The 20,900-nt window shown below is 56.2% G+C and carries 17 protein-coding genes; 6 read left to right on the forward strand and 11 right to left on the reverse strand.

Annotated elements, in window-relative coordinates:
• Positions 1 to 29: 29 nt before the first annotated feature.
• Entirely contained in the window at positions 30 to 1,079 is a 1,050-nt protein-coding gene (locus ACQE3E_RS22855) for a threonine aldolase family protein (RefSeq protein ID WP_313730946.1), read from the forward strand.
• Positions 1,080 to 1,835: 756 nt separating this feature from the next.
• Here the strand turns inward: ACQE3E_RS22855 and ACQE3E_RS22860 are convergent.
• From ACQE3E_RS22860 to yihA, 8 genes are all read right to left on the reverse strand, one after another.
• Positions 1,836 to 2,132: a type II toxin-antitoxin system RelE/ParE family toxin gene (locus ACQE3E_RS22860; protein ID WP_313730945.1), complete on the reverse strand. Its 297-nt coding sequence runs from the start codon at positions 2,130 to 2,132 to the stop codon at positions 1,836 to 1,838.
• Positions 2,129 to 2,356 carry an addiction module protein gene (locus tag ACQE3E_RS22865; protein ID WP_071160799.1) on the reverse strand — a complete coding sequence of 76 codons (228 nt, stop codon included), beginning with the start codon at positions 2,354 to 2,356 and terminating at the stop codon, positions 2,129 to 2,131. The genes ACQE3E_RS22860 and ACQE3E_RS22865 overlap by 4 nt, the downstream gene beginning before the upstream one ends.
• 1,017 nt (positions 2,357 to 3,373) lie before the next feature.
• Positions 3,374 to 3,679, reverse strand: a complete 306-nt coding sequence (locus tag ACQE3E_RS22870) for a hypothetical protein (RefSeq protein WP_313730944.1) — start codon at positions 3,677 to 3,679, stop codon at positions 3,374 to 3,376.
• Positions 3,663 to 3,989: a DUF6804 family protein gene (locus ACQE3E_RS22875; protein WP_409521130.1), complete on the reverse strand. Its 327-nt coding sequence runs from the start codon at positions 3,987 to 3,989 to the stop codon at positions 3,663 to 3,665. The genes ACQE3E_RS22870 and ACQE3E_RS22875 overlap by 17 nt, the downstream gene beginning before the upstream one ends.
• Positions 3,990 to 4,072: 83 nt before the next feature.
• On the reverse strand, positions 4,073 to 4,750 hold the full coding sequence (locus ACQE3E_RS22880) for a hypothetical protein (RefSeq protein WP_313730942.1): 678 nt from the start codon (positions 4,748 to 4,750) through the stop codon (positions 4,073 to 4,075).
• Positions 4,751 to 4,949: 199 nt separating this feature from the next.
• Positions 4,950 to 6,539: an apolipoprotein N-acyltransferase gene (gene lnt / locus ACQE3E_RS22885; protein ID WP_313730940.1), complete on the reverse strand. Its 1,590-nt coding sequence runs from the start codon at positions 6,537 to 6,539 to the stop codon at positions 4,950 to 4,952.
• Positions 6,540 to 6,598: 59 nt separating this feature from the next.
• Positions 6,599 to 8,950, reverse strand: a complete 2,352-nt coding sequence (locus ACQE3E_RS22890) for a penicillin acylase family protein (RefSeq protein ID WP_313730939.1) — start codon at positions 8,948 to 8,950, stop codon at positions 6,599 to 6,601.
• 126 nt (positions 8,951 to 9,076) lie between these two features.
• Positions 9,077 to 9,691, reverse strand: coding sequence for a ribosome biogenesis GTP-binding protein YihA/YsxC (gene yihA, locus ACQE3E_RS22895; RefSeq protein WP_313730937.1), 615 nt, complete (start codon positions 9,689 to 9,691; stop codon positions 9,077 to 9,079).
• Between the two features lie 112 nt (positions 9,692 to 9,803).
• On the opposite strand from yihA, the gene ACQE3E_RS22900 reads away from it, so the two are divergent.
• From ACQE3E_RS22900 to ACQE3E_RS22915, 4 genes are all read left to right on the forward strand, one after another.
• On the forward strand, positions 9,804 to 10,475 hold the full coding sequence (locus ACQE3E_RS22900; protein WP_064031452.1) for a c-type cytochrome: 672 nt from the start codon (positions 9,804 to 9,806) through the stop codon (positions 10,473 to 10,475).
• 371 nt (positions 10,476 to 10,846) lie between these two features.
• A complete protein-coding gene (locus ACQE3E_RS22905; RefSeq protein WP_064031453.1) occupies positions 10,847 to 11,452 on the forward strand; it encodes a thiol:disulfide interchange protein DsbA/DsbL in 606 nt (201 codons plus the stop codon).
• A gap of 108 nt (positions 11,453 to 11,560) precedes the next feature.
• A complete protein-coding gene (locus tag ACQE3E_RS22910) occupies positions 11,561 to 13,087 on the forward strand; it encodes a GGDEF domain-containing protein (RefSeq protein WP_313730935.1) in 1,527 nt (508 codons plus the stop codon).
• Between the two features lie 14 nt (positions 13,088 to 13,101).
• Complete coding sequence (locus ACQE3E_RS22915; protein ID WP_313730934.1) at positions 13,102 to 14,421, forward strand: GGDEF domain-containing protein; 1,320 nt, start codon at positions 13,102 to 13,104, stop codon at positions 14,419 to 14,421.
• Between the two features lie 53 nt (positions 14,422 to 14,474).
• On the opposite strand, the gene ACQE3E_RS22920 is transcribed toward ACQE3E_RS22915, so the two are convergent.
• Together ACQE3E_RS22920 and ACQE3E_RS22925 are read right to left on the reverse strand one after the other, a co-directional pair.
• A complete protein-coding gene (locus tag ACQE3E_RS22920; protein ID WP_064031456.1) occupies positions 14,475 to 15,161 on the reverse strand; it encodes a hypothetical protein in 687 nt (228 codons plus the stop codon).
• 207 nt (positions 15,162 to 15,368) lie between these two features.
• Positions 15,369 to 17,069, reverse strand: a complete 1,701-nt coding sequence (locus tag ACQE3E_RS22925) for an exo-beta-1,3-glucanase (RefSeq protein WP_313730933.1) — start codon at positions 17,067 to 17,069, stop codon at positions 15,369 to 15,371.
• A 229-nt stretch (positions 17,070 to 17,298) separates the two neighbouring features.
• On the opposite strand from ACQE3E_RS22925, the gene ACQE3E_RS22930 reads away from it, so the two are divergent.
• Positions 17,299 to 19,023: a multicopper oxidase domain-containing protein gene (locus ACQE3E_RS22930; RefSeq protein ID WP_064031459.1), complete on the forward strand. Its 1,725-nt coding sequence runs from the start codon at positions 17,299 to 17,301 to the stop codon at positions 19,021 to 19,023.
• Between the two features lie 42 nt (positions 19,024 to 19,065).
• On the opposite strand, the gene ACQE3E_RS22935 is transcribed toward ACQE3E_RS22930, so the two are convergent.
• Positions 19,066 to 20,706, reverse strand: coding sequence for a multicopper oxidase family protein (locus ACQE3E_RS22935; protein WP_427501123.1), 1,641 nt, complete (start codon positions 20,704 to 20,706; stop codon positions 19,066 to 19,068).
• Positions 20,707 to 20,900 lie beyond the last annotated feature (194 nt).

Raw genomic sequence — 20,900 nt, forward strand, 5'->3', positions numbered from 1 at the left:
TAGAGCGACCTTTGCACTCAGGATTTGCGATGAACTTTGCCTCCGACAACTGGGCCGGCGCTCACCCGGCCATCGCCCAACATTTGCTGGCCGCATCGGCCGGTTTCGCCGCGCCTTACGGTGCCAGCGAGCTGGACAAAGCGATCGAATGGCGCTTTAACGAACTGTTCGAACGCGAGGTGGCGGTGTACTTCGTCGGCACCGGCACCGCCGCCAACTCGCTGGCGCTGGCCGCGATCAACCGGCCCGGCGGCGTGACCTTCTGCCATCGCGAAGCCCACATGCTGGAAGACGAATGCGGCGCGCCGGAATTTTTCACCCACGGCGCCCGGCTGGCGGCGGTCGACGGCGAGTTGGGCAAGCTCGATCCGGCCAAGCTGGCCGCCGAAATTCGCCGCTTTCCGGCCGATTTCATCCACGCCGGCCAGCCGATGGCGGTGTCCATCACCCAAGCCAGCGAAATCGGCACCGTTTACCGTCCCGACGAAATCGCCGCGATCGCCGAGGTGGCGCAAACCCACGGGCTGCCGCTGCACATGGACGGCGCCCGCTTCGCCAACGCCTTGATCGCGCTGGACCTGACGCCGGCCGACATGACCTGGAAACTCGGCGTGGACATCGTATCGTTCGGCGCCACCAAAAACGGTTGCTGGTGCGCCGAGGCGCTGGTGTTCATGAACCCGGCCGCGGCCAAGGATCTGCCCTTCATCCGCAAGCGCGCGGCGCAGTTGTTTTCCAAAAGCCGCTTTATCGCCGCGCAATTCCAGGCCTATCTGCACGACGGCCTGTGGCTGGCATTGGCCGGCCACGCCAACGCGATGGCCGCGCAACTGCAACAAGGCATCGCCGCCTCCGGCCGCGCCCGGCTGGCCTGGCCGGCCGAAGCCAACGAGGTGTTCGCGATTTTGACCCAGGCCGACGCCGCCCGGCTGCGCGCGGCCGGCGCGGTGTTTTATCCGTGGAATCCGCCGCACGCCGCGCCGGGTCTACTCGCCGAGCACGAAACCCTGGTCCGCCTGGTCGCCAGCTTCGCCACTAAGCCGGACGACGTGGAGAGGTTTATCGATGTGTTGGGTTAATTGATACGGCGGAACCGCCGACGCGTTCCGCCGAGTTTTCACCGACCAAAAAACGCAAAAACCCCAAGGTCTGGGGATTCTAGGGTTACCGGCATGAATAAAAATGAATCATGGAGACTAGCGCCACGCCCGATGATTCAAGCATTTCGCTGATTACAAAGCCGTCCCACCCTTAGCTAAGCTCCAGCGACATGCGGTGTCGAGTATTTTTGCCCGGCCGACTACCAGCGATACTCGGCGCCGAATGTTTTTTGCTCGGCCGACCACCAGCGATACGAACCCACCTTTCCCGCCAGCCGGAGTCGCCCAAACAACTCGGCCGGAGTACAAACCTAGGTTTGTACTCCAATGCAACTATCCCCTGGCGCCAAGCTCCGCAGCGAGAAATCGAGTGGATAGGCTTAACAACATCTCGGCCAGAACTTGCCCCGCCTAATCGAGCAAAACGCGGTTTATTTAGGCTCAGGGAAGTCCATCAAACGCCCCGCCGGAATCGCGGGACAGTGGTTGGGGATTGAGGTCAGGTAGGGCGGAAGCCATCAGGCGTTCCACCTTACGGGTTTGATCCACCAGCTGGAAGGAGAGCACTGTTGGCGCCGAACTGAAACCGCCTGTCGATAGCGCAACGACGACAGCAAGAGACAGGAGCACCGAGGCGAGACGGAGCATGACGGCTAACGTAGAGCTAACCGGGCGCGGCACGAAAAGCTGAAAAAATAAGACTGCATCACAACCCCGCTCCGGTTGAGCGCCAGGTTAGGCTCTCGCATGCCAAATGGCGGGATCTCTGCTGCAATGAAATACCGCCAAGACAACGATGCGATGATCTTCTGCGCGAAAATAAACGTTGTACGGGAAACGATTGGCAACAACACGTCGTATGTCCGCACGAACAATGGCAAACTGGAGCGGCTGTTTAGATGCCAGCGATACGCAACGTTCAATTTCAGCCATGAACTCAAGTGCAAGACCAATTCGCTTGGCCTCATACCACGCACTTGCCTCGATGAACTCTGCACTGGCGGCACGATGAAACGTGACGCGCAGACTCATTGCCTGATTTTGGCAAGAGCAGCGGCTTTTACTTCACTCCAGGGAACTACATCATCGGGGTTGGCAAGGTGGTCCGCGAGGCGGCGGTCAAGTTCCGTTTTTTGCGCTTCGGTCAACGATGGCGTGGCGCCACGACTAACAATACCATCCCATATAGCTTCAACCAGTTCGATCTGCTCATCAATGCCAAGTACACGAGCTTGCTGTAAGAGTTGTGTATTCATGATCTGGCCCCCGTTCAAAGCTAACTAAGAATTCTACCGAGCTTTGCTGCCAATGTCGAACAGAGGGCTAACGTGAAAGTGAGCTGACCTGCGCGGCTTTTCGCGCAGGTCGCCTCGAACGCAGGGTTAGGGTTAGGTTTCATGGATGAATTCCCTGCTTACTCGGTAGTGCCGTCGTGCTCGATCTTGCGAAGCACGACATGAATGGTGGCAAGGTAGCGGAAATAGAACATCCAACTTAACCAAAGAACCTGGTAGGGTACGCACCGCGTACCTTCTTCATCGGAAACCTCGAAAATGGCATGCGGCGCATGCATGGCTGTTGTTTACGATTTGAAAACCCGCCAATCAGGAATTTCCAATACCTAACGCTCATGAAACAGTTGCGTCGCCCCGGCAAATGAAAGTCCCTGGCGTGGGAGCGGCTCTAGCCGCGATTGACAACGCTACGACACCGAATTGAGTGACCGCTTCGGGTGACTTTCAGAGTAATGAATCGGTAACAGCGTGTCGCGTGGGCACAAACACCGTGCCCACCCTACCTGGCTGTAGGGTGGGCAAGTTTGCCCACCGGTAGCGTTTGATTCCGCGTGGGCACTAAATCGTGCCGACCTTACATTACTACCCGCCAACAATTCTACTCGCGGCGGGGTTAATCCCCTGATGCCGCGCCGAGCACCGAAGGGTTCGAGCGGAAATTGCCCGGCAGGGGCGCGGCAGGGATGCCGCGCGTTTTTGGAGGGCTATGGATAGCCCTTCCAAAAACCCCGCTCAAACCCGCAGGAGCGCAGGATACAAGCGGCATGGGGTGTCCTTTCTTTTGGATACTTTTCTTTGGACAAGCAAAGAAAAGTATCTCGGCTGTCGGGCCGAAACCCGACATTAAATCAGCTTCACGTTAGCGAAACACAAAATAAATTTGCTTTCAATCCGCGTGGGCACAAACACCGTGCCCACCCAGGCTGTTGGTTTGGCGGAACCGCTAACGCGTTCCGCCTTACGGGTTACCCGATTAACTTAGCGCTTCACTGCACTGACAAGCGATGCAAAAAACGCCGGCACCATAAAGAGCAGACCCGGTGCCGCGAAAAGAAGCGCGAAGAACCAATGCCAGTCCCAGATGTTCTTGGCGAAAAGGAATGCGCCAAGAACTATTGGAATGGTGAATCGGAAAAAAATTGCAGCAACCGCTGCCGCACACCCCCAGCCCCAGCCAAACGAATCCTCGATTCCGGCCCAGCCAGCGCCAAGCTGCAGGATGCCGAAACCAAATAAGAGGATTGCGAACCCGCAACCGAATGTGCTCTCAAGCTTCTCCCCCATGTTGGTTCCCCTTGTTGAGTCGTAACACTTTATGGCCATACCAAGCCACAACCCCAATCGTCACGACATTGACGATAGACCAAATCTCCCGATTGGCATGCACGGGAAAGATTGGGTTGTAGATACCAGCGATCACTCCCCAGCACCAAGCCCACTCCTCGCACTCATTGCGGTATGACGTGAGTGCAAGCCGCGCGCATGACGCACAGACAACCCAGCGCATTACGGAGTAGTAGCCATACGGTAGTGACGGAATGAGGGCCACAACAACCGCGATACCAACAACCCATAGGATGCCGTTTGTGCGCATGCCGTGATTCCTACGTTCAGGTCAAAGGCGTTGCGCGGCATTATCGCGCAGCGTCCCATGGACCGCAGGGTTGGGTGTCGGCGTCAAAGAGCACCTTCCTGATCTGCCAAATACATGACTCTCGCAATCTTTTTCAATTCGGCCAAATATGCCGATTCGAAGATGGGAATGTATGAGGCAACGGAGAGTTGGAGTGGCAAACTGGTAGAGATACCTACAGGGGATTTAACGGTGGGCGAACCACTCTGGAAGGATGAAATCAGGAAGTTGGCAAATTTCTCCTCTGGGGGAACGTCTTTGTATTTTTCATCGTATGAATAAGCCATGCTGCGTTTTAGGAGTAGCTCCGTTGGCAAGTCGAAGTTCGTTTTGCTTTCCAGTAGCGAACTAGTGATATTGGCGGAAACCTTCAAGCACTCGAAATACGCGTCATCCTCGGGTTCTTCATCATCAGCGTTGAGGATCTCGCGCATCAACCAGTAGTGGCAGAACGCGGCGGCCTCGAAAGTAACTGCGTCATAAGCGAATGGACTGTTGGTGCCCCTAGTCTTTGCCAGAGATGTCAGCATTTCGCGCAACCCAGTTGAGAACCGATGAGCGAGGTATAGAACCCAGGTCGATAGGGCAGCAGGAAGACGGAGACTCTCATCTTTCACAGATCGGTAGGTTGCTTGGGACTGCTCCGGCGTTACTAAACTTACAAACGCTTCAAGTGGCGTTTGCACCGCGTGTTTCTGGAATAGCTTGGAGAAGATGCCCATCTAAGTAGCCCTGTGGATTTAAGACGCCTAACTATTGATCATCAGGCAAATCCGCCCGTATAAGCCAATATTAACCGCCTTTTCAGGCAATCCTGCCTGCGCATTAATTTGCCGCCGACTCTATCAGGTAGGCACTCTATGTCAAGCGAGATTCCCGTAGCCACAAGCACCCAACGAATACCCAACCCATCAATCGTCCTCACGTCTCCCGTCTCTTCCGTTTATTGAGCAACACACCCGCGCCCAGCAATCCCGCCAGCCCAGCCCATAACAATCCCGGCATCAGATAGAAATGGGTCTGATAGAAAGTGGCGGGCGGTTCGGCCACGAAGGGTACGTGATAAGACTCGGCCCAGCGGGTATGAAAGGGCGAAAACGCCAACACGTCGCCGTTGGCCAGCGACACGGTGGAAATGCCGGTATTGGTGACCCGCAACACCGGACGGCGGAATTCGATGCCGCGCGCCAAGGTCATGTACAGGTGCTGGTAGGGTTCCTGCCAGGTGCCGTACCAGGAATCGTTGGTGACGTTGACGATGAATTGCGCGCCCAAGTCGGCCAGGCCCTTGGAAAACTCCGGAAACAAACTTTCGTAACAGACTTGCGGCCCCATTTTGAAGCCGTTCATCTCCAGCAGTACCGTCGGCCCCGGCCCGCGGCCGAACTGGCCGACCATCGGCAACAGTTGTTTCAGCCAGGGGAAGGTTTCCGCGCCGGGCAGGTATTCGCCCAGCGCCAGCAGAATGGTTTTGCTGTAGTGCGGCTCCAGCACCTTGCCGGTCTGATCGACCGCGAACAGCGAATTGGTGATGTCGCCGTTGCGGTCCCGGCCGTAGGCGCCGGTCAGCAGCGGCAATTGGCGGTTGCGCAGGTATTCGCTCAGCAATGCGGCGTAAGGCGATTGGTTGAATTCGCCGCCGAGCAGCGACGGGAACGCGGTTTCCGACCACATCGCAAAATGCACGTTTGGCGATTTTTCCAGGCCAAGGTCGGTGGCTCGGAAATATTCGGTCAGGATTTCGGCCCGGTAACCCTTGCCGCCCTCCATCGCCCGCTTTTGGCCGTTGTCGATATTGGCTTGCACCAGCAACACGTCCAACGCGGCGTCCGGCTCCGGCAAGCGCTGTTTCAGCCACAGGCCACCGCCGTTGGCGCCGGCGAAGGCCAGCAAAAAAACCAGCAAGGCCAGTTTGCCGGCCCGTTGCCGGCGGCGCTGCCAGACGAACAGCAGCCACAGATTGGCGAGTATCGTCAGCATGCTGAGGCCGGCGAAGCCGACGAACTCGGCCCACTGGTAAAGCGGCAGGCCGGCGCCGTACCAGCTATAGCCGAAATTCCATTTGAACAGCATCGGCACGTACAACTCGGCCAGGGCGGTGGTTACCGCCATCAGTCCGTAGGACAGCCCGGCGCGGCCAGCCGCGAACCGGCGCAGCCCAAACCAGGCAATTCCGGCAAGCGGCGCGAACACATGGCCGAACATCGCGAAAATCAGCATGCCGATCCCGGCGACCAACCAATTCACCTGGGCGAATTCGTGCAGCGTATACGTCACCCAATTGAAGCCGATCAGGGTGTAGACGGTGCTGGTCAGCACACCGCCGTAAACGACCGGCTTCAACGCGGTTTGCCGCTGCCAGAACAGCCACAACGGCACGAAGCCGAACAGCGAGGCCCAGGGCGGAAACGGAATGTAACTGGTGCCGATGAATAGGCCGGACAGAACCGGCAGCCACCACTCGGAAAGGTTGCGCGCCCGGTCCGCCGGCGCCGTCGAAATGCTTGTCATGAGTCGTTGTTCCGGCCCGGCCGGATTCGGTTGAGGAAAGAGGATGGTCCGGCGCCGGCTTATTCCGGCAAGACCTCGAGCACACCCGGCCGGGCCGGGCCGAACAGCGCCGCCGGTTGGCCATTTTGCCAGAAGGCTTGCTGGTCGCGGTAATGGGCCGATAGAAAATGGCCGGACTGACCGCCCGGCATTTGCAGAATCGCGTCTTCCGGATGCGCAGGCGACAGCACCAGACGTTCGCTGGCGCCGTGGGCGTTGTCCATGACCCGCACGCAAACGCTGGCGCAACCTGGGCTGGCGAAGGCGGGCAGATTCAATACGGCGGCCAGTTGCGGCATCGCTTTGGTGAACGGGTGTTGCAGGCCGATGGCGTGGGCTTCGCCCCAAGTCAGCCGATCCGGCTCGGTCCGCGGATATTGTTGCCGCAGTGCCCGCACGGTTTCGCGCAGGGTATCGGAGATCATCGCCGACCAATCGTCGCGGTAGGACTCGGCCAGCAAGCCTGGCGGGCGTTCGGTCAGCAGTTGGCGTAGCGGGGTTTCCATGGCCCGCCAGGCATAACGAAACTCCGGATCGTAAACCCGGCAAGCCGCGACGATCTTGGCGAACACGGTTTCCGCCAGGCGTTTGCGAAATTCGTTGACCACGGCTGCGCCGACGCTATCGGCGTTCATGCGGCCGTCCCAGGCCTGCAACGCGCGTTCGGCGCTTTGCAAATCGCCGTCCTTGTTGGATAGGTTTCGCAGTTCGTCCAGCGCCAGTTGCTGGTAAAAGTCCAGCGCGCCGGCCCGGCTATCGAGCTGAATCGCCAACATGGCCGATTCGTCGATCTTGTCCTTGCCGCGCAATAATTCGGCGATCCGAAACGCGCGGTAGCCCAGGGCCCAGTTGTGGCCGATCACGTACGGATAGTCGGCGCCCAGCGTGCGATTGTTGGCGGTGGCGATAAAGCCCTCGGCCGGGTCCACCAATCTCGGCAATTGCTCCGGCGGGATGAAGCCTTGCCAGCCGATGTCGCCGTCCGCCCAGGAACGGCTAATCAAGCCGTCGAAGCCGCTCCGTTTTGGGAAACGGCCCATGTAGGTCCAGCCGATGCGCCCGTCCCGGTCGGCAACGACCACGTTTTGCGGCGGACCGGCGGCTTGATTGATCAGCGTCAATGCCTGATCGACGTTGGCGGCGCCGTCCAGATCGAGCAAGCCCAAATCGACGCCGTAGCGTTCCAGCGCGGTCCATTTGATCGCGACCGGCTTACCCAGCAAGGGCTGGTCGGATACCGGTCCCCAAATCGTGTCGCGCAATTCGATGTCGACGTCCGGCTGGCCTTTGACCTTGATGGTTTCGCGCCGGCTGGCGAAGGGTTGCCAACCTTGCGGGGTGCGGTAGGCGCCGGGATGGTCGGCGTCGGTTTCCAAGCTCACCAAGTCGAACAGGTCGGCGGTGACGTTGGTAAAACCCCAGGCTACCCGACCGTTGCCGCCGACGATGACGCCCGGTACGCCGGGCAGCGTAACGCCGGCGACCTGCCGGTCCCGGTATTGCAACTCGGCGCGGTACCAGATGTTGGGCAGGCCCAGCGCCAAGTGCATGTCATTGGCGACGATGGCCCGGCCGTCGGCGGTCTTGCGCCCGGATACCGCCCAATTGTTGGAACCGGCGACCGCGTTGTCGGCATCGACGCGGTTGACCGCCAGTTGCCGGCCGGCTTCCGGCAATGCCGCCAGCGCATCGCGGGGCAGGTTTGGACTGTAGCGGCGCGGTCGGTCGCCGCCGGTCAGTACGGTCGCGTAGGGATCGGTGTCGGGGGTTAGGAAGGTCAGCAAATCGGCCGGCAACGCCTTGGCCATCACGCTGGCCATGCGCTCGTCCTGCTCGTAGCCGTTCAGAGTTTGGAACATCGCCAACACCACCAGCAGGCTGTCTTCCGGCCGCCACGGCTCAGGGCGCAAGTGCAGCGCCAGAAATTCCGGCGCCAATATCGTGGTTCGAGTCAGATACGCGTTGACGCCGGCGGCGTAAGCCTGCAAAGCCGAACGCTGGGTTTCCGGCATATCCGCAAAGATTTGCCCGGCGACCCGCTCGAAACCGAAAATCCGCTGCTTGCGGTCCAGGGCCAGCGCCGAATCGCCGAACAACTCGGCCAGGCGGCCGGCGCTCTTGCGCCGCATCAATTCCATTTGAAACAACCGGTCGCGGGCGTGCAGAAAGCCCAGCACCCGAAAGGCGTCGTCCCGATTCCGCGCCGCGATCGTCGGAATCGCCAAGTCGTCGCTCCGCACCGTCGCTTCCGCCGACAAGCCCGACAAACGGATCTCGCCGTCTTGGTTCGGCAACGATGCCGCGAGCAGTCCGTAAACTACGGCGGCGATCGCGAGAATCAGTCCGAATATCGAAAAACCGGCGGTTTTCATGGCGGCAATTGGTTCGCTGTTGAATGGATGGAACGGATCGAAGCCTCGCGCCGGACCTCGACGATCGGGATTGCGGATAGGCTTGGGCTAGCCTTCACGCGGGATCGCCGGCACTATCCGGCGCTTTCAAGCGCTCGCTTCGGACGAAAATCCAAACCATTCGTCCAACACCTGGTGTACGTCGTCGATGCCGGTTTTATTCAAGGCCGAAAACAATTGCAGGCTGACGACGATTTCGGCCCGGCTCAAATCGCGCTGCACTTGCAACAACGTGGTTTTGGCGGCGCCGAATTTCAATTTGTCGGCTTTGGTCAGCAGGATGTGCAGCGGCAACTTGCTGACCTCGCACCATTCGACCATTTGCCAATCGAAATCGGTTAGCGGATGGCGAATGTCCATCACCAACACGATGCCGGATAGCGCTTTGCGATTCTTCAGATAGGTTTCCATCATTTGCTGCCATTCCCGTTTCATCGCCTCCGGCACCTTGGCGTAGCCGTAGCCGGGCAAATCGACCAACTTGCGGTCGTCGTCGATGCGAAAGAAATTCAACAGTTGGGTGCGGCCGGGGGTTTTACTGACCCTGGCCAACGCATTTTGCTGCACCAGCGTATTGATCGCGCTGGATTTGCCGGCATTGGAACGGCCGGCAAAGGCGATTTCCATCCCTTGATCCGGCGGCGCATCTTGCAATCTCGGCGCGCTGGCGACGAATGAGGCCTGATGATAAAGGGGGTTCATGACGATCTCGCTTAGTCAAATTAAATCGGTTAGAATCCCGGCATTATAACGTCTATAGGCAAGTGTCCATTTGCTTATGTCGATCCATCATCCTGAACAGGGGCTTCAAATAATGATAAAAAAACTGCTGACTGTTTCCGTCACCCTGGCGCTGGCCTTTACCGGCCACGCGTACGCGCAGGGGAATAGCGCGGGCAAAACCAAGGCTGCGGCTTGCGCCGGTTGCCACGGCGAAGACGGCAACAGCATGATGCCTAGCTTTCCCAAACTGGCCGGCCAACACCAAAATTATCTGGCCAAACAGTTGCAAGCGTTTAAATCCGGCACCCGCAATTCGCCGATGATGGCGCCGTTGGCGGCCGGCCTGGACGAACAAGCGATACAAGAAATCGCCACCTATTATTCGGCTAACCGCATCGCCGGCAACCCGGCTCCGAAACTACCGGACAATGACGACGACGAGGCGCCCGCCAAAACCGACGAACAGAAAAAGGCCGAATTGACCGCGCTGATCGCTCAAGGCAGCGACCTGTACCGTAACGGCGACTTGAGCCGCGAGGTTTCCGCTTGCGTGGCCTGCCACGGCCCCTTCGGCGAAGGCAACAAACCGGCCGCGTTCCCAGCCCTGCACTCTCAGCATGCCGATTATTTGATCAAATCGCTGACCGACTTTAAATCCGGTGCGCGTAGCAACAACCCGGAAAACATGATGCACATGATTGCCGGGAAAATGACCGATCAGCAAATCCAGGCCGTTGCGTACTACATCTCCACGATGAAGTAGCCTAATCCGCCGCCGGCCTTTTCGGACCGGCGGCGCCATCTGTCGCTGTTTCGCCAAACAAGCCGGTTGAATCGGCTCACCGCCTCCCTCCGCATTGTCGGCCCGCAACGGGCGACATCCGACCTCCTCCTAAAACAGCCGGATGCGGAGCTTGCCGAATCGGCGTCCAGCGTAACGCCAACCGTCGCGCCAACCCGTCTTCATCCGCCCGGATTTTGCGTTTTTCGTAGTGCCCGCTATAGTGTCGGCACTTTATCGGGACAGCCGAGTCTGAACCGACAATGCCGGATTCGGCGGCCATGTATCCTGTTCCATTCATGTCGACCGGGATAACGTTTTTGTTGGGATTTCATTCTTACGGAGAACTATAGATGTTGAAAAAAATCGCGATATTAGGCCTGTTCTGCTTCACCGCGCTGGCGCGCGCGGAAGGCGGCTACGAAACCTTGACCCCCGCTCAGCCGGTGCAAAATCCGGAGAAAGTCGAAGTCATCGAATTCTTTTGGTACGGCTGCCCGCATTGCTACAGCTTGGAACCGTCGATGGCGGAATGGTTGAAAACCAAGCCGGCCAACGTCGAGTTCATCCGCCAACCCGCGGTTTTTAGCGACATCTGGGGCAAGCACGCCAAGGCATATTTTACGGCGGAGGCCCTCGGCGTCCTTGAAAAGGTCCACGCCGACTTTTTCGACACCATTCAGAACAAAAAACAAAAACTGATCAGCGAAGACGAACTGGCTAAATTCTTCGCCGAACACGGTGTCAAGGACGAAGATTTTCGCAATGCTTACAATTCTTTCCTGGTGGACGCCAAATTGCGTCAGGCCGAAGCGATGGGGCCGCGCTACGGCATCACCGGCGTACCGGCCTTGATTATTAACGGCAAATATAAAGTGACCGGGCAATCCGCCAAATCCCAAGCCAATATGATTAGCGTGACCAACGAACTGATCGCGCAAGAATCCCAAAAGAAATAACCAGCCCCAGCGCGTTTTTCGGCCGGGCCAAGGTCCGGCCGCCGCGCGACTTATATTGAATAGTCTATAATTCTCCGTCGGCGAATTGTAAATTTTGGGGCATGTTTCATGGTTTTTTTCAGGAACAAGGATGACGGGCAGGAACAGTGGAAGGAAAAGTACTTCCACCTGCTTGAAGACCAGGAAAAAACCGAAAAACAGTACAAGGCCAACGAAGATCTGCTTTGTAAAACCATCGTCCGTTTCGCGTTGGCGGTTAAGGGTCTCAATCGCCAATTGGACCCCCACTTAAACCGGATACGCAACCTACTGAAAAATGGCTTGCAAAGCCAGTTGCTGCAAAAGGAACTGACCGCGTTCTCCAGTGCCTTGATCATGCTGGAAGACGATGGCGCCAATCATCCGCTCGATTCCACATTGCTGTTCGAATTTCTGGGCAAGCTGTATCCGCAATGGCCAGACCAGTTCGAAGATATACAGCAACGCTACCAAAACCGGCAATTCGCCAATAATCAAGCGCTGTACATGGCGCTGCTGGAGTTGATCGACCAGGACAAATCGGCCAACAGTATCGATTTGGCGCTGGATTTCGCCGAGATCGACAAGAAGGCCATCAATCTGCAGTTAATGAGACTGCTTGAAAGCATCGATATTCCAACCCAATTCGCCGAGAAATCGGCGCAACTCAAGCACCGTCTGAACGAAAACCAGTCATTGGGACCCATTTTCGACGACACCGTGGCGTTATTGCTCACCATCAAAAAATACATGGAAGCCGAGCAATTGGAAATGGCGGCGTTTCTGTCGAAATTGACCGAACAATTGACCGAGCTGGGCATCAAGGCCATCGGCGTCAATCTGGCTAACGAATCTTCGGCCAAAAAACGTAACCTGCTGGATCGCACGGTCTCGGATCAACTGGTGGATTTGCAAACGCAATCGGCCAACGCCACCCAGCTCGAACCCCTCAAACAGTTGATCAATAGCCGCTTGCAGACCATTAGCCAACAAATCCAAGCTCACAATCAACTGGAACAGCAGGAACGCGAAAAAGTCGACCGCGAATTGCGCGTGTTAACGGAAAAATTGAAAGACATGGAAGCGGAATCCGGCGAATTGCGGGAACGCTTGGACCAAGCGCAACACCGCGCCACGCGGGATCCGTTGACCGGTTTGGCAAACCGGCTTGCGTTCGAAGAACGGATTGACCTCGAAATCGCGCGTTATCGCCGCACTCTTCAGGCGTTCTCGTTGATCGTCTGGGACGTGGACTTTTTCAAGGCCATCAACGACACCTACGGCCACAAATCCGGCGATAAGGCCTTGGTAGCCATCGCCAAACTGTTATCCAAACACTGTCGGCAAAGCGACTTCGTTGCCCGCTTCGGCGGCGAGGAATTCGTGATGCTGTTGCCGGACACCGATGCCCAAGCGGCATTGTCGGTCGCCGAAAAATTGCGGGCCATCGTCGGCAACAGCGGCTTCGTAGCGAACGGTAACCGTTTGGCGATCACGATTTCCGGAGGCATCAGTCAATTTGCCGCCAACGACACCCAAGAAACCATCTTCGACAGGGCCGATAAAGGTTTATATCAAGCCAAACAGAACGGCCGAAATCGTTGCATAGTCGCATAATCGGGATTTATTAAATGGAAGTCATGTCCCCGTACGCCAAACCGGCCGACATCGAAAAGTTTTTGTACAAATTGGTGTTGCAACTGCTGATATTTAGCCAGGGCAGCCACAAATTATTGGAACCCCATTTGGTGACGATAGGCGGCAAGCTCAGAAACGGCGCCAATTTGAACGATTTGGTCGGCGACTTACACTCGGTTTCCAAAACCCTGCTACATATTTCCAAAACCAAACAGGACGTCAAACCGGAAACGCAAACCTACCCAGCCGCCCAGGACGATTATCTATTAAACCGCCTGGACGAACTGCTCGCCGAATCCGAAGTACCGCTACGCTTCCAGCAACATACCACGTCATTGCGGCAACGCATTCGAGAACGCGACGGCGAACAATCCTATCGAAAAGTCATCGATTCGGCCTTCAGCCTGTTGTTGAACGTTCGGGATTTTACCGTCTCCGAACAATCCGGCGTTGATGCGTTCTTATCCGATTTGAGCAATCAATTGATCGAGATCGAGCAACAAGCTGAAATCGCCAGCGAAGCAAATCGACTGTCGATCGATAGTCGCGACTCGTTGAATCATTCGATACAACGCCAAGTTCACGATTTTCAGGATACGATGCGTTCTGTCGACGAATTGAGCAGCGTCAAAAGCAAGACCGGCGAACATCTGGATAGGCTGTTACTACAACTGTTGGAACACAAACAGCAAGAAGATGCCAGACAACAAGAAGCCCAGCTGAAGATTGAGACGATGGCACTCAAGCTGATGGAACTGGAATCGGAAACCGAATCGCTGCGGACCAAACTGAAAATTGAACACGACCGCGCCTTGGGCGATCCGTTGACCGGGCTACCGAACCGCGCCGCCTACAATAACCGGGCCGAAATGGAGCAAAACCGGTGGCGCCGCTATCGTTCGCCGTTGTCTCTGGTGATTTGGGATATCGATTATTTCAAGCGCATCAACGATACTTACGGACACAAAGCCGGCGACAAAACCCTGACCCTGGTTGGTCAATTGCTGGCTAACAATTGTCGCGAAACCGATTTCGTGGCGCGCTATGGCGGCGAAGAGTTCGTGATGTTGATGCCCAACACCAGCGCGCTGCAAGCACTGGAAGTCGCCGAGCATTTGCGGAAAATGATTCAAGGATGCGGCTTTAATTCCAACGGCGAGCAAATCGATCTGACGTTAAGCTGCGGTATTAGCGCATTCGACAACGACGATACGCACGACGATGTCTTTGTCCGAGCCGACAAGGCCTTGTACCATTCAAAACGCTTGGGCCGCAACCGATGCACGGTGTATGCGGCCGAGATTGACAACTAACCGAATCGACTTGTTTGTTTCGACAAAACGGCTAAATTCGGTGGCAATAACGATTACGCGTAACTTACCGTTCTCGTAAACTTTTGAAATAGAGCCACCGGCTCCAAGCAACGATCGAAAATACCGATTGCCTCGTCACAGGAAATGACTTCCTGCTGACTATCCAGGATAAAATTCGCCAAACTTAATATACATTGCCAATGGCAGGAGTTTTCGACGAAACGGAAAGCCTGTTCCAGCAATTCCTGCATTTTTTCTTCGCGCTGAGCTTTGGAAGCGATGAAACATTCCAAATACCCTTCGGCTTTTTCCAAGTCGCTGTAACCGCCGTAATTATGTAGGGCTTCAAAACTCATTAGACCCAGGTTGAAAACCTCGTCGTCTCGAATAGCCACATATTTAGCTTCGGCCAAAGGCCCGACCAATAAGTTGACGACATCGGCTTCGTAAGCCCTTTGACAACTATGCTGATAGGGTTCGTCGGAAAATGTGGCGAAACTTTCCAGCACCGCTATCGGCAAATTTTGAATTAAATTGCCATCGACGACTTTGGCGGTAAAGTATCGACTATCGAGGCTGGGACGTTTAAGTTGGATTTCGAAAAATACTGGGGGTAATTGTTTTTGGCGGTTGCCTAAATGTATCGCAGCGGCATGCCCCGCTTCATGGAAAGCCGTCCGCCGATTTAACTCGTTGGGATGAACAAACGCGGACTTAGTAGAGCAAAAGTTCCGTTCCATAAGTAACCTCGTCCAAAAAAAGATGCGGCACAGAGGCCGCATTGAGGAAGGATATTAAACTCTTTACCCTTTAGGAGAGGGAGCGCATACAAGAGTTGCACATAGTTTATTGGCATCCGCTCGATTTGAAAATGTGACAAATTGCCGCGCGGCAAACTGTCACTCAATCCGCGACAAAAGAAACTCAAGCATGGAGCCGCGCCGGAATCAATTTCGTTCCGCGCTGTTACGATTAGTCCAGAACGGCAACGACAACGTCACCAAGCAACCCAACCAACTCAAGAGTTGCCAGTTATATAAGGTATATTCCAGCGCCACAGGTAAACCGGCGGACAATCCAGGATGGGCCTGGATAAAATCTCGGCCGCCCAAGAAGGCCATAGCTTCTCCGAAGACCATCGCCAAACAGGCTAACGTCAGGAAATACGCAATCAGCGGATCGCGCCGACGACCTAAATTCCAACCGATTAATTGATCGAAAGACAACAGCTGACCATTGATCTTCCCGTGCGCCAGCCACTGACAAGCCATCAAGCCCAGGATACCGAGCGCGGGTATTGCAAACTGTTCGATTGGAAAACTCAAATATCGGCCGTGAAAAGCCAAACCGTATGTTTTATAGAACGCCAAACCGATAAACAGCATATACGCGGTGCGCAAGATATTGGCCATTCCGAAATCGCCGGCTTTATCGCGTAAAATCGCCGAACAACGATGTAACAACGCGGCCGCCAAACCGGTATTGGCAAGCGTGATAACCACGGTATAGGCGCGTTGCCAAACGCTATAACTGGTATACCAAAGAAAATCAGCCAAACCCACCAAACAGGCGGCAAACACTTGGGCCAACGCCAAAAACAAAATCAAGCGACTAATAGGCAACGTCGCCAGTGAATTTCGAAAAAGCCCAGCCGCCAACAGCAGCAATAACGAGGCGAGCGCATAAGTAATCGGCCAATCCGGGTTTTCGTAAACCGGTCCGGTCAACGGAAACACCGGCTCCCTATCGACCGACAACAAACCCCAATTGGCGCCGACCACGCCTTCCAGCTCGCTTTTCCAGGGTTGGTTGAAGGCTTCCACGATGTTGTAGTCGAAGCCGTGCCGATTGGCGACCTGTATCATGCCGCGAATGAACTTGGCTTCGTTGACCACGCCGGGTACCGCCATGCCCCGTTGCCGCCCGGCGCTGGGCCAGCCCGACTCGCCAATTAATATCGGCTTGCCCGGTGCCACGCCGCGCGCTTCGTTTTCGACTTGGCGAACGATCTTTTCCAAATGCTGGGAGGCGTTATCGACCGAAATCGGCTCGTCCTCCCAATAGGGCAAAATATGGATGGTGATGAAATCCACCTCGGCGAACAACTTGGGATGCTTCATATACATCGACCACACATCGGCGTAAGACACCGGTTGCTTGACCGCCCGCTTCACCTCGCGGATGTAGCCGATCAGCCGATCCACGTCCAACTCGCCGCGCAGCAGCACCTCGTTACCGACAATCACCCGTTTCACCACATCCGGATTGGCGTTGGCGGATTGGATCAAAGCATCGACTTCCTTGCGGTTATCCTTATAACCTCCGCCTATCCAGGCGCCTTGTATCATTTTCAAGCCGGATTTGCGGGCCAAATCCGGCGTCGGCTGCAAACCGCCCAGACTCGAATAGGTGCGGATGGTTTCGGTCTTATCGGCCACCACCTGCAAATCTTCTTCGACGTGTTCGGCGAGCGGATAAATCTCCTCGAGTGGACTATAGCCCTCGCGGAATGGCGCGAACGACAAACTGCGCAGTTTGCCGGAAGGCACGTCGATACCCGCGTCTTGCGGGCGATTGGACAACCAGTCGTAACCGCCGTGAACGGCAAGTATCAACAATAGGAACAGCAGGATTCTGGAGCTGGGCATGATAGCGATGAAATCAGTGAAGAAGGCCGGATCGGCTAGTAATTTGCTAGCGTCGTGGAATTATAAAGGGCATTGTTTGGTTTGCGAAAACCGCATCTATCCAAGCGGCTCCGGTAATAAAGAATTGCTGTACTTTGCCTATGGGTTCTGGTTACAGTATCGCGCTTTTCTAATGTTCTTGGCCGCCACCCGGGTGGCTAGATAGTCGTCTGCTTTATGAGGTTTTTCTATGCATAAAAAGGTTATCCCCATGCTGTGTGGGGCTCTGCTGCTGCCGTTGTCTCCGCTTGCCCTAGCGGTCGCCGACAAGCTGCCGAGCTCGACCAGCGTTAAATTGGGTGCGGCAGAGGAAGTTTGTTCGGAATTTACCGATGCCAAATGGCGTGACGCGCAAGTGATCGACGGTGTGGAAATACAAGAATCACGGATGTGTAACCCAGATAATCCCGCCGAGGTCGCGGCCTTCGTCAAAGGCACCAACAATATATCGATGGCGACGCTGATGGAAACACAGTTGGCCGCCGACGCGCTGACTGTCAGCAACGATATGGACGGCGACGGCGATCCCGACCATTACATCATCAAGCTGGAAATCGCCGAACTGAACGGCCATTCGCCCGACATGCGCGAACCGACCACCACTTTCGACATCGCGCCCGGCATTCAACCGACCTTCTGGGTATTCGCGCCGAAAACTCGCGACATGTCGACGCTGAGTCTTTACGAACCCATCGCCAACCCTTTGCTCAGAGCACCCTCGCCAACCATAAGGGTCGAGCAGGGCGACATTGTCTGGATCGTACTGGAAAACAATCATTACTTTCCGCACTCCATCCATTTGCACGGCATCGACCATCCCTACATGGATCATAGCGGCGAAGGCAACGACGGCGTCGGTCAAACCAGCCAAATGGACGTGCTGCCCGGCCAAAGCAAAACTTACGTGATCAAGCCGCGCCAACCCGGCACGATGTATTACCACTGCCACGTCCAGCCGCATGTCCACATTCCGATGGGCTTGCAAGGCATTTTCGTCGTCGAGGAAAACCGGCCGAACAACTGGGTGCAAGTTTTCAACGTCGGCAACGGCCAGGTTCGCCATCCTTCGGTCGCCGTCAAGGAAAAGTACGCGGCCGAATACGACTTACACTACCAGTCCGCCGACAAGGAATTGCACGAAATGGCTCGGTCGGCCAATGATCCGCGCCTATTGGCGCGCCGCTTGAATCAGGAATACGACATCACCGATGCCAAGCCGGATTACTTCATGCTGAACGGCCGCTCGTTTCCGTACACCTTGCGGGAATCGTTGATTCTGATGGAAGAAAACAAAAAGGTGAAACTGCGGGTTCTCAACGGTCATGAAGAAGCCTTCGCGCTGCACATACACGGCCACAAGCCGATGGTGACGCACTACGACGGCGTCGATAACGGCCCGTCTTCCTACATCAAACGCGACGTACACGGCATGGTGCCGGCGCAGCGTCTGGATTTGGAACTGAACGGCGTCGACGACGGCCTGAATAGCTTCGGTCAAGGCGTGTGGATGTTCCACGACCACGTCGAAAAATCGTTCACGACCAACGGCATGGGCGAGGGCGGCGACATCAGCTTGGTCGTCTACAAAGGGTTCATGGACGAACGGGGCATACCCAAAGTTCACGGCATGAGTCTGGCGCCTTATTTCACCAAGGAATTCTGGCAAGGCAAATTTCCGGCCTGGCAAGATTACGACGCCTGGAAAAGTTTAGGCTTGCCGGAAATCACCACTAAAAAGCAGGCCGCTTTCGTGCCGCCCCCGCCGGTAGCGCCGAAAACCGACGCAACGGCGCAACCGACCGGCTCGGACACGTCGTTCTTCGGTCAACTGTTTAACGGTATTCTGCTTGGCGGCTTGCTGTACGCGGCTTACATCAACCGCGAACGCATCCTGTCGATGTTCGCCAAAAAATAATGCTGCACGGCTCCGAGCGCCTCGCTCGGAGCCGCTCCCGCTTCAATAAACGTAAAACTGCCGCATCATCCCCAAATCCTCGTGCTCGAGGTTATGGCAGTGGTAAAGAAACAAGCCTTTATAATCCTGAAACGGTTTGGCGATTTCCACGACTTCTCCCGGCATCACCAGCACCGTATCTTTCCAACCGCTGTCGATAAATCCGTCCTTGACGCTGGCGTAGCCATCGGTATCGGCGGCATGTCGGGACAGAATCTGATATTGCTGGCCGTGTAGATGAATCGGATGGGCCATATTCATCATCGCTCCTCCCATTCCCCCCATATCATGCTCGGGGTTCGGGTCTGCGTCGCCTCCATGCCGCATACCGCCCATCATACCCATGCCGCCACGGTGACCGCCGCGGGAATGGTCGTGAAAAATCCGGATCTTCTTGATCGATCCCAACGGTACTTTCTCGGCTTCCACGACCCTGTCCATCGCAAACGACATGCCGTTCAATAGCGGCCGCATCGGCTGCATCGAAAGCGCGATCGGCAGCGGGCTATCGGCATTGTCGGTGTCGGCGGCGGTCAAGCGCCGGAACGGCACCAGTTTTTCCGGCAATTTCGGCGAATCGGAGACTTTTTCGGTAACTTCAAATACCGCGATTGGAAATTTAGCGCCTTGGTGTATACCGCCGTGCATCATGCCTCCGTGCCCCATCCGTTCGTACATCGCCGGCATCGCCCCGCTGTACGGCAGACTATATAGCGTCAATTTCGATCCGACCGCGCGGCCGCTGAAGTCCAGCCACAAATCGATACGCTCGCCCGGCGCCAACATCAGATAAGGCCGGGTTTCCGGCCGGGCCAGTAAACCGGCGTCGGTAGCGATGGCGGTCAGCGGCGTGCCGTCGTCCCAGCCCAGCTTATAAATTCGGGAATTGGACCCGTTCAAGGCCCTGAACCGATAGGCCCTGGATTTGACTTGAAACCCGGCGTTCGGCTTGCCGTTGACTAGAATCGTATCGCCGAGAAAGCCCATCATCCGTTGCGGCATGCCGTGTACATAACGGAGCTGGTTGCGGTTGTCGAAGCTTCGATCTTGTATCACCAGCGGTAGGTCGTAGTCTCCTTCCGGCAAATCCAGCTTGGCTTCCTCGACGTCCCGGACCACGATCAACCCCGACAATCCCCGATAGACCTGCTCGGCGGTCAGATTATGCGCGTGCGAGTGGTAAAAACTGGTGCCGGCCGGGTTACGTACTTCGAACTCGTACACATACTGCTCGCCCGGCGCTATCGTATACATCGGGTGGCCGTCGCTGCTTTGCGGAACATGCAAGCCGTGCCAATGTATGATTGTGGCCTCGCTAAGCTGATTGGTGAAATAAACCCGTACTTTCTGGCCCTGCTGGAGGTTCAAAATCGGCCCAAGGTAGTTGTTGGGCAATTGCACGAGGCTATTCGCCGGGCCCTTGCGCACAGTGCCGAAAAATTTCTGTACCGCCGTCGCCGGTCCTTGGTTCAATATCTCGACCCGAGCGAGCTTGGCCGTGAAGTCCAGCTCGACGTCCGGATGGAAACCGGCCGTCGGGGCATTTCGAAGCGTCTCGGCACTCACCCATCGCGGACAAGCCGCCCACGCACCGCCCAGGGCGGAATACTTTAAAAACCGGCGTCTGCCGGCGTCGATAGACATGGATGTACCCATGAGTTCCCCCCTTCCTCGTTGTGATTGGCTTAATCGATAAGCTCTCGTTATTGACGCCGACCATACTCTTTTTCCTACCCCTAAACAACGCCCTATTACGCCAACCGAGTCCCTTACCGCGAAAGGTCACAATCCGGATTTGGGTGTTAGAATGCTCGGCTGGGGGCGATCTCTAATCACCG

Source organism: Methylomonas sp. MED-D (assembly GCF_050276835.1).
Lineage (GTDB): Bacteria > Pseudomonadota > Gammaproteobacteria > Methylococcales > Methylomonadaceae > Methylomonas > Methylomonas koyamae_A.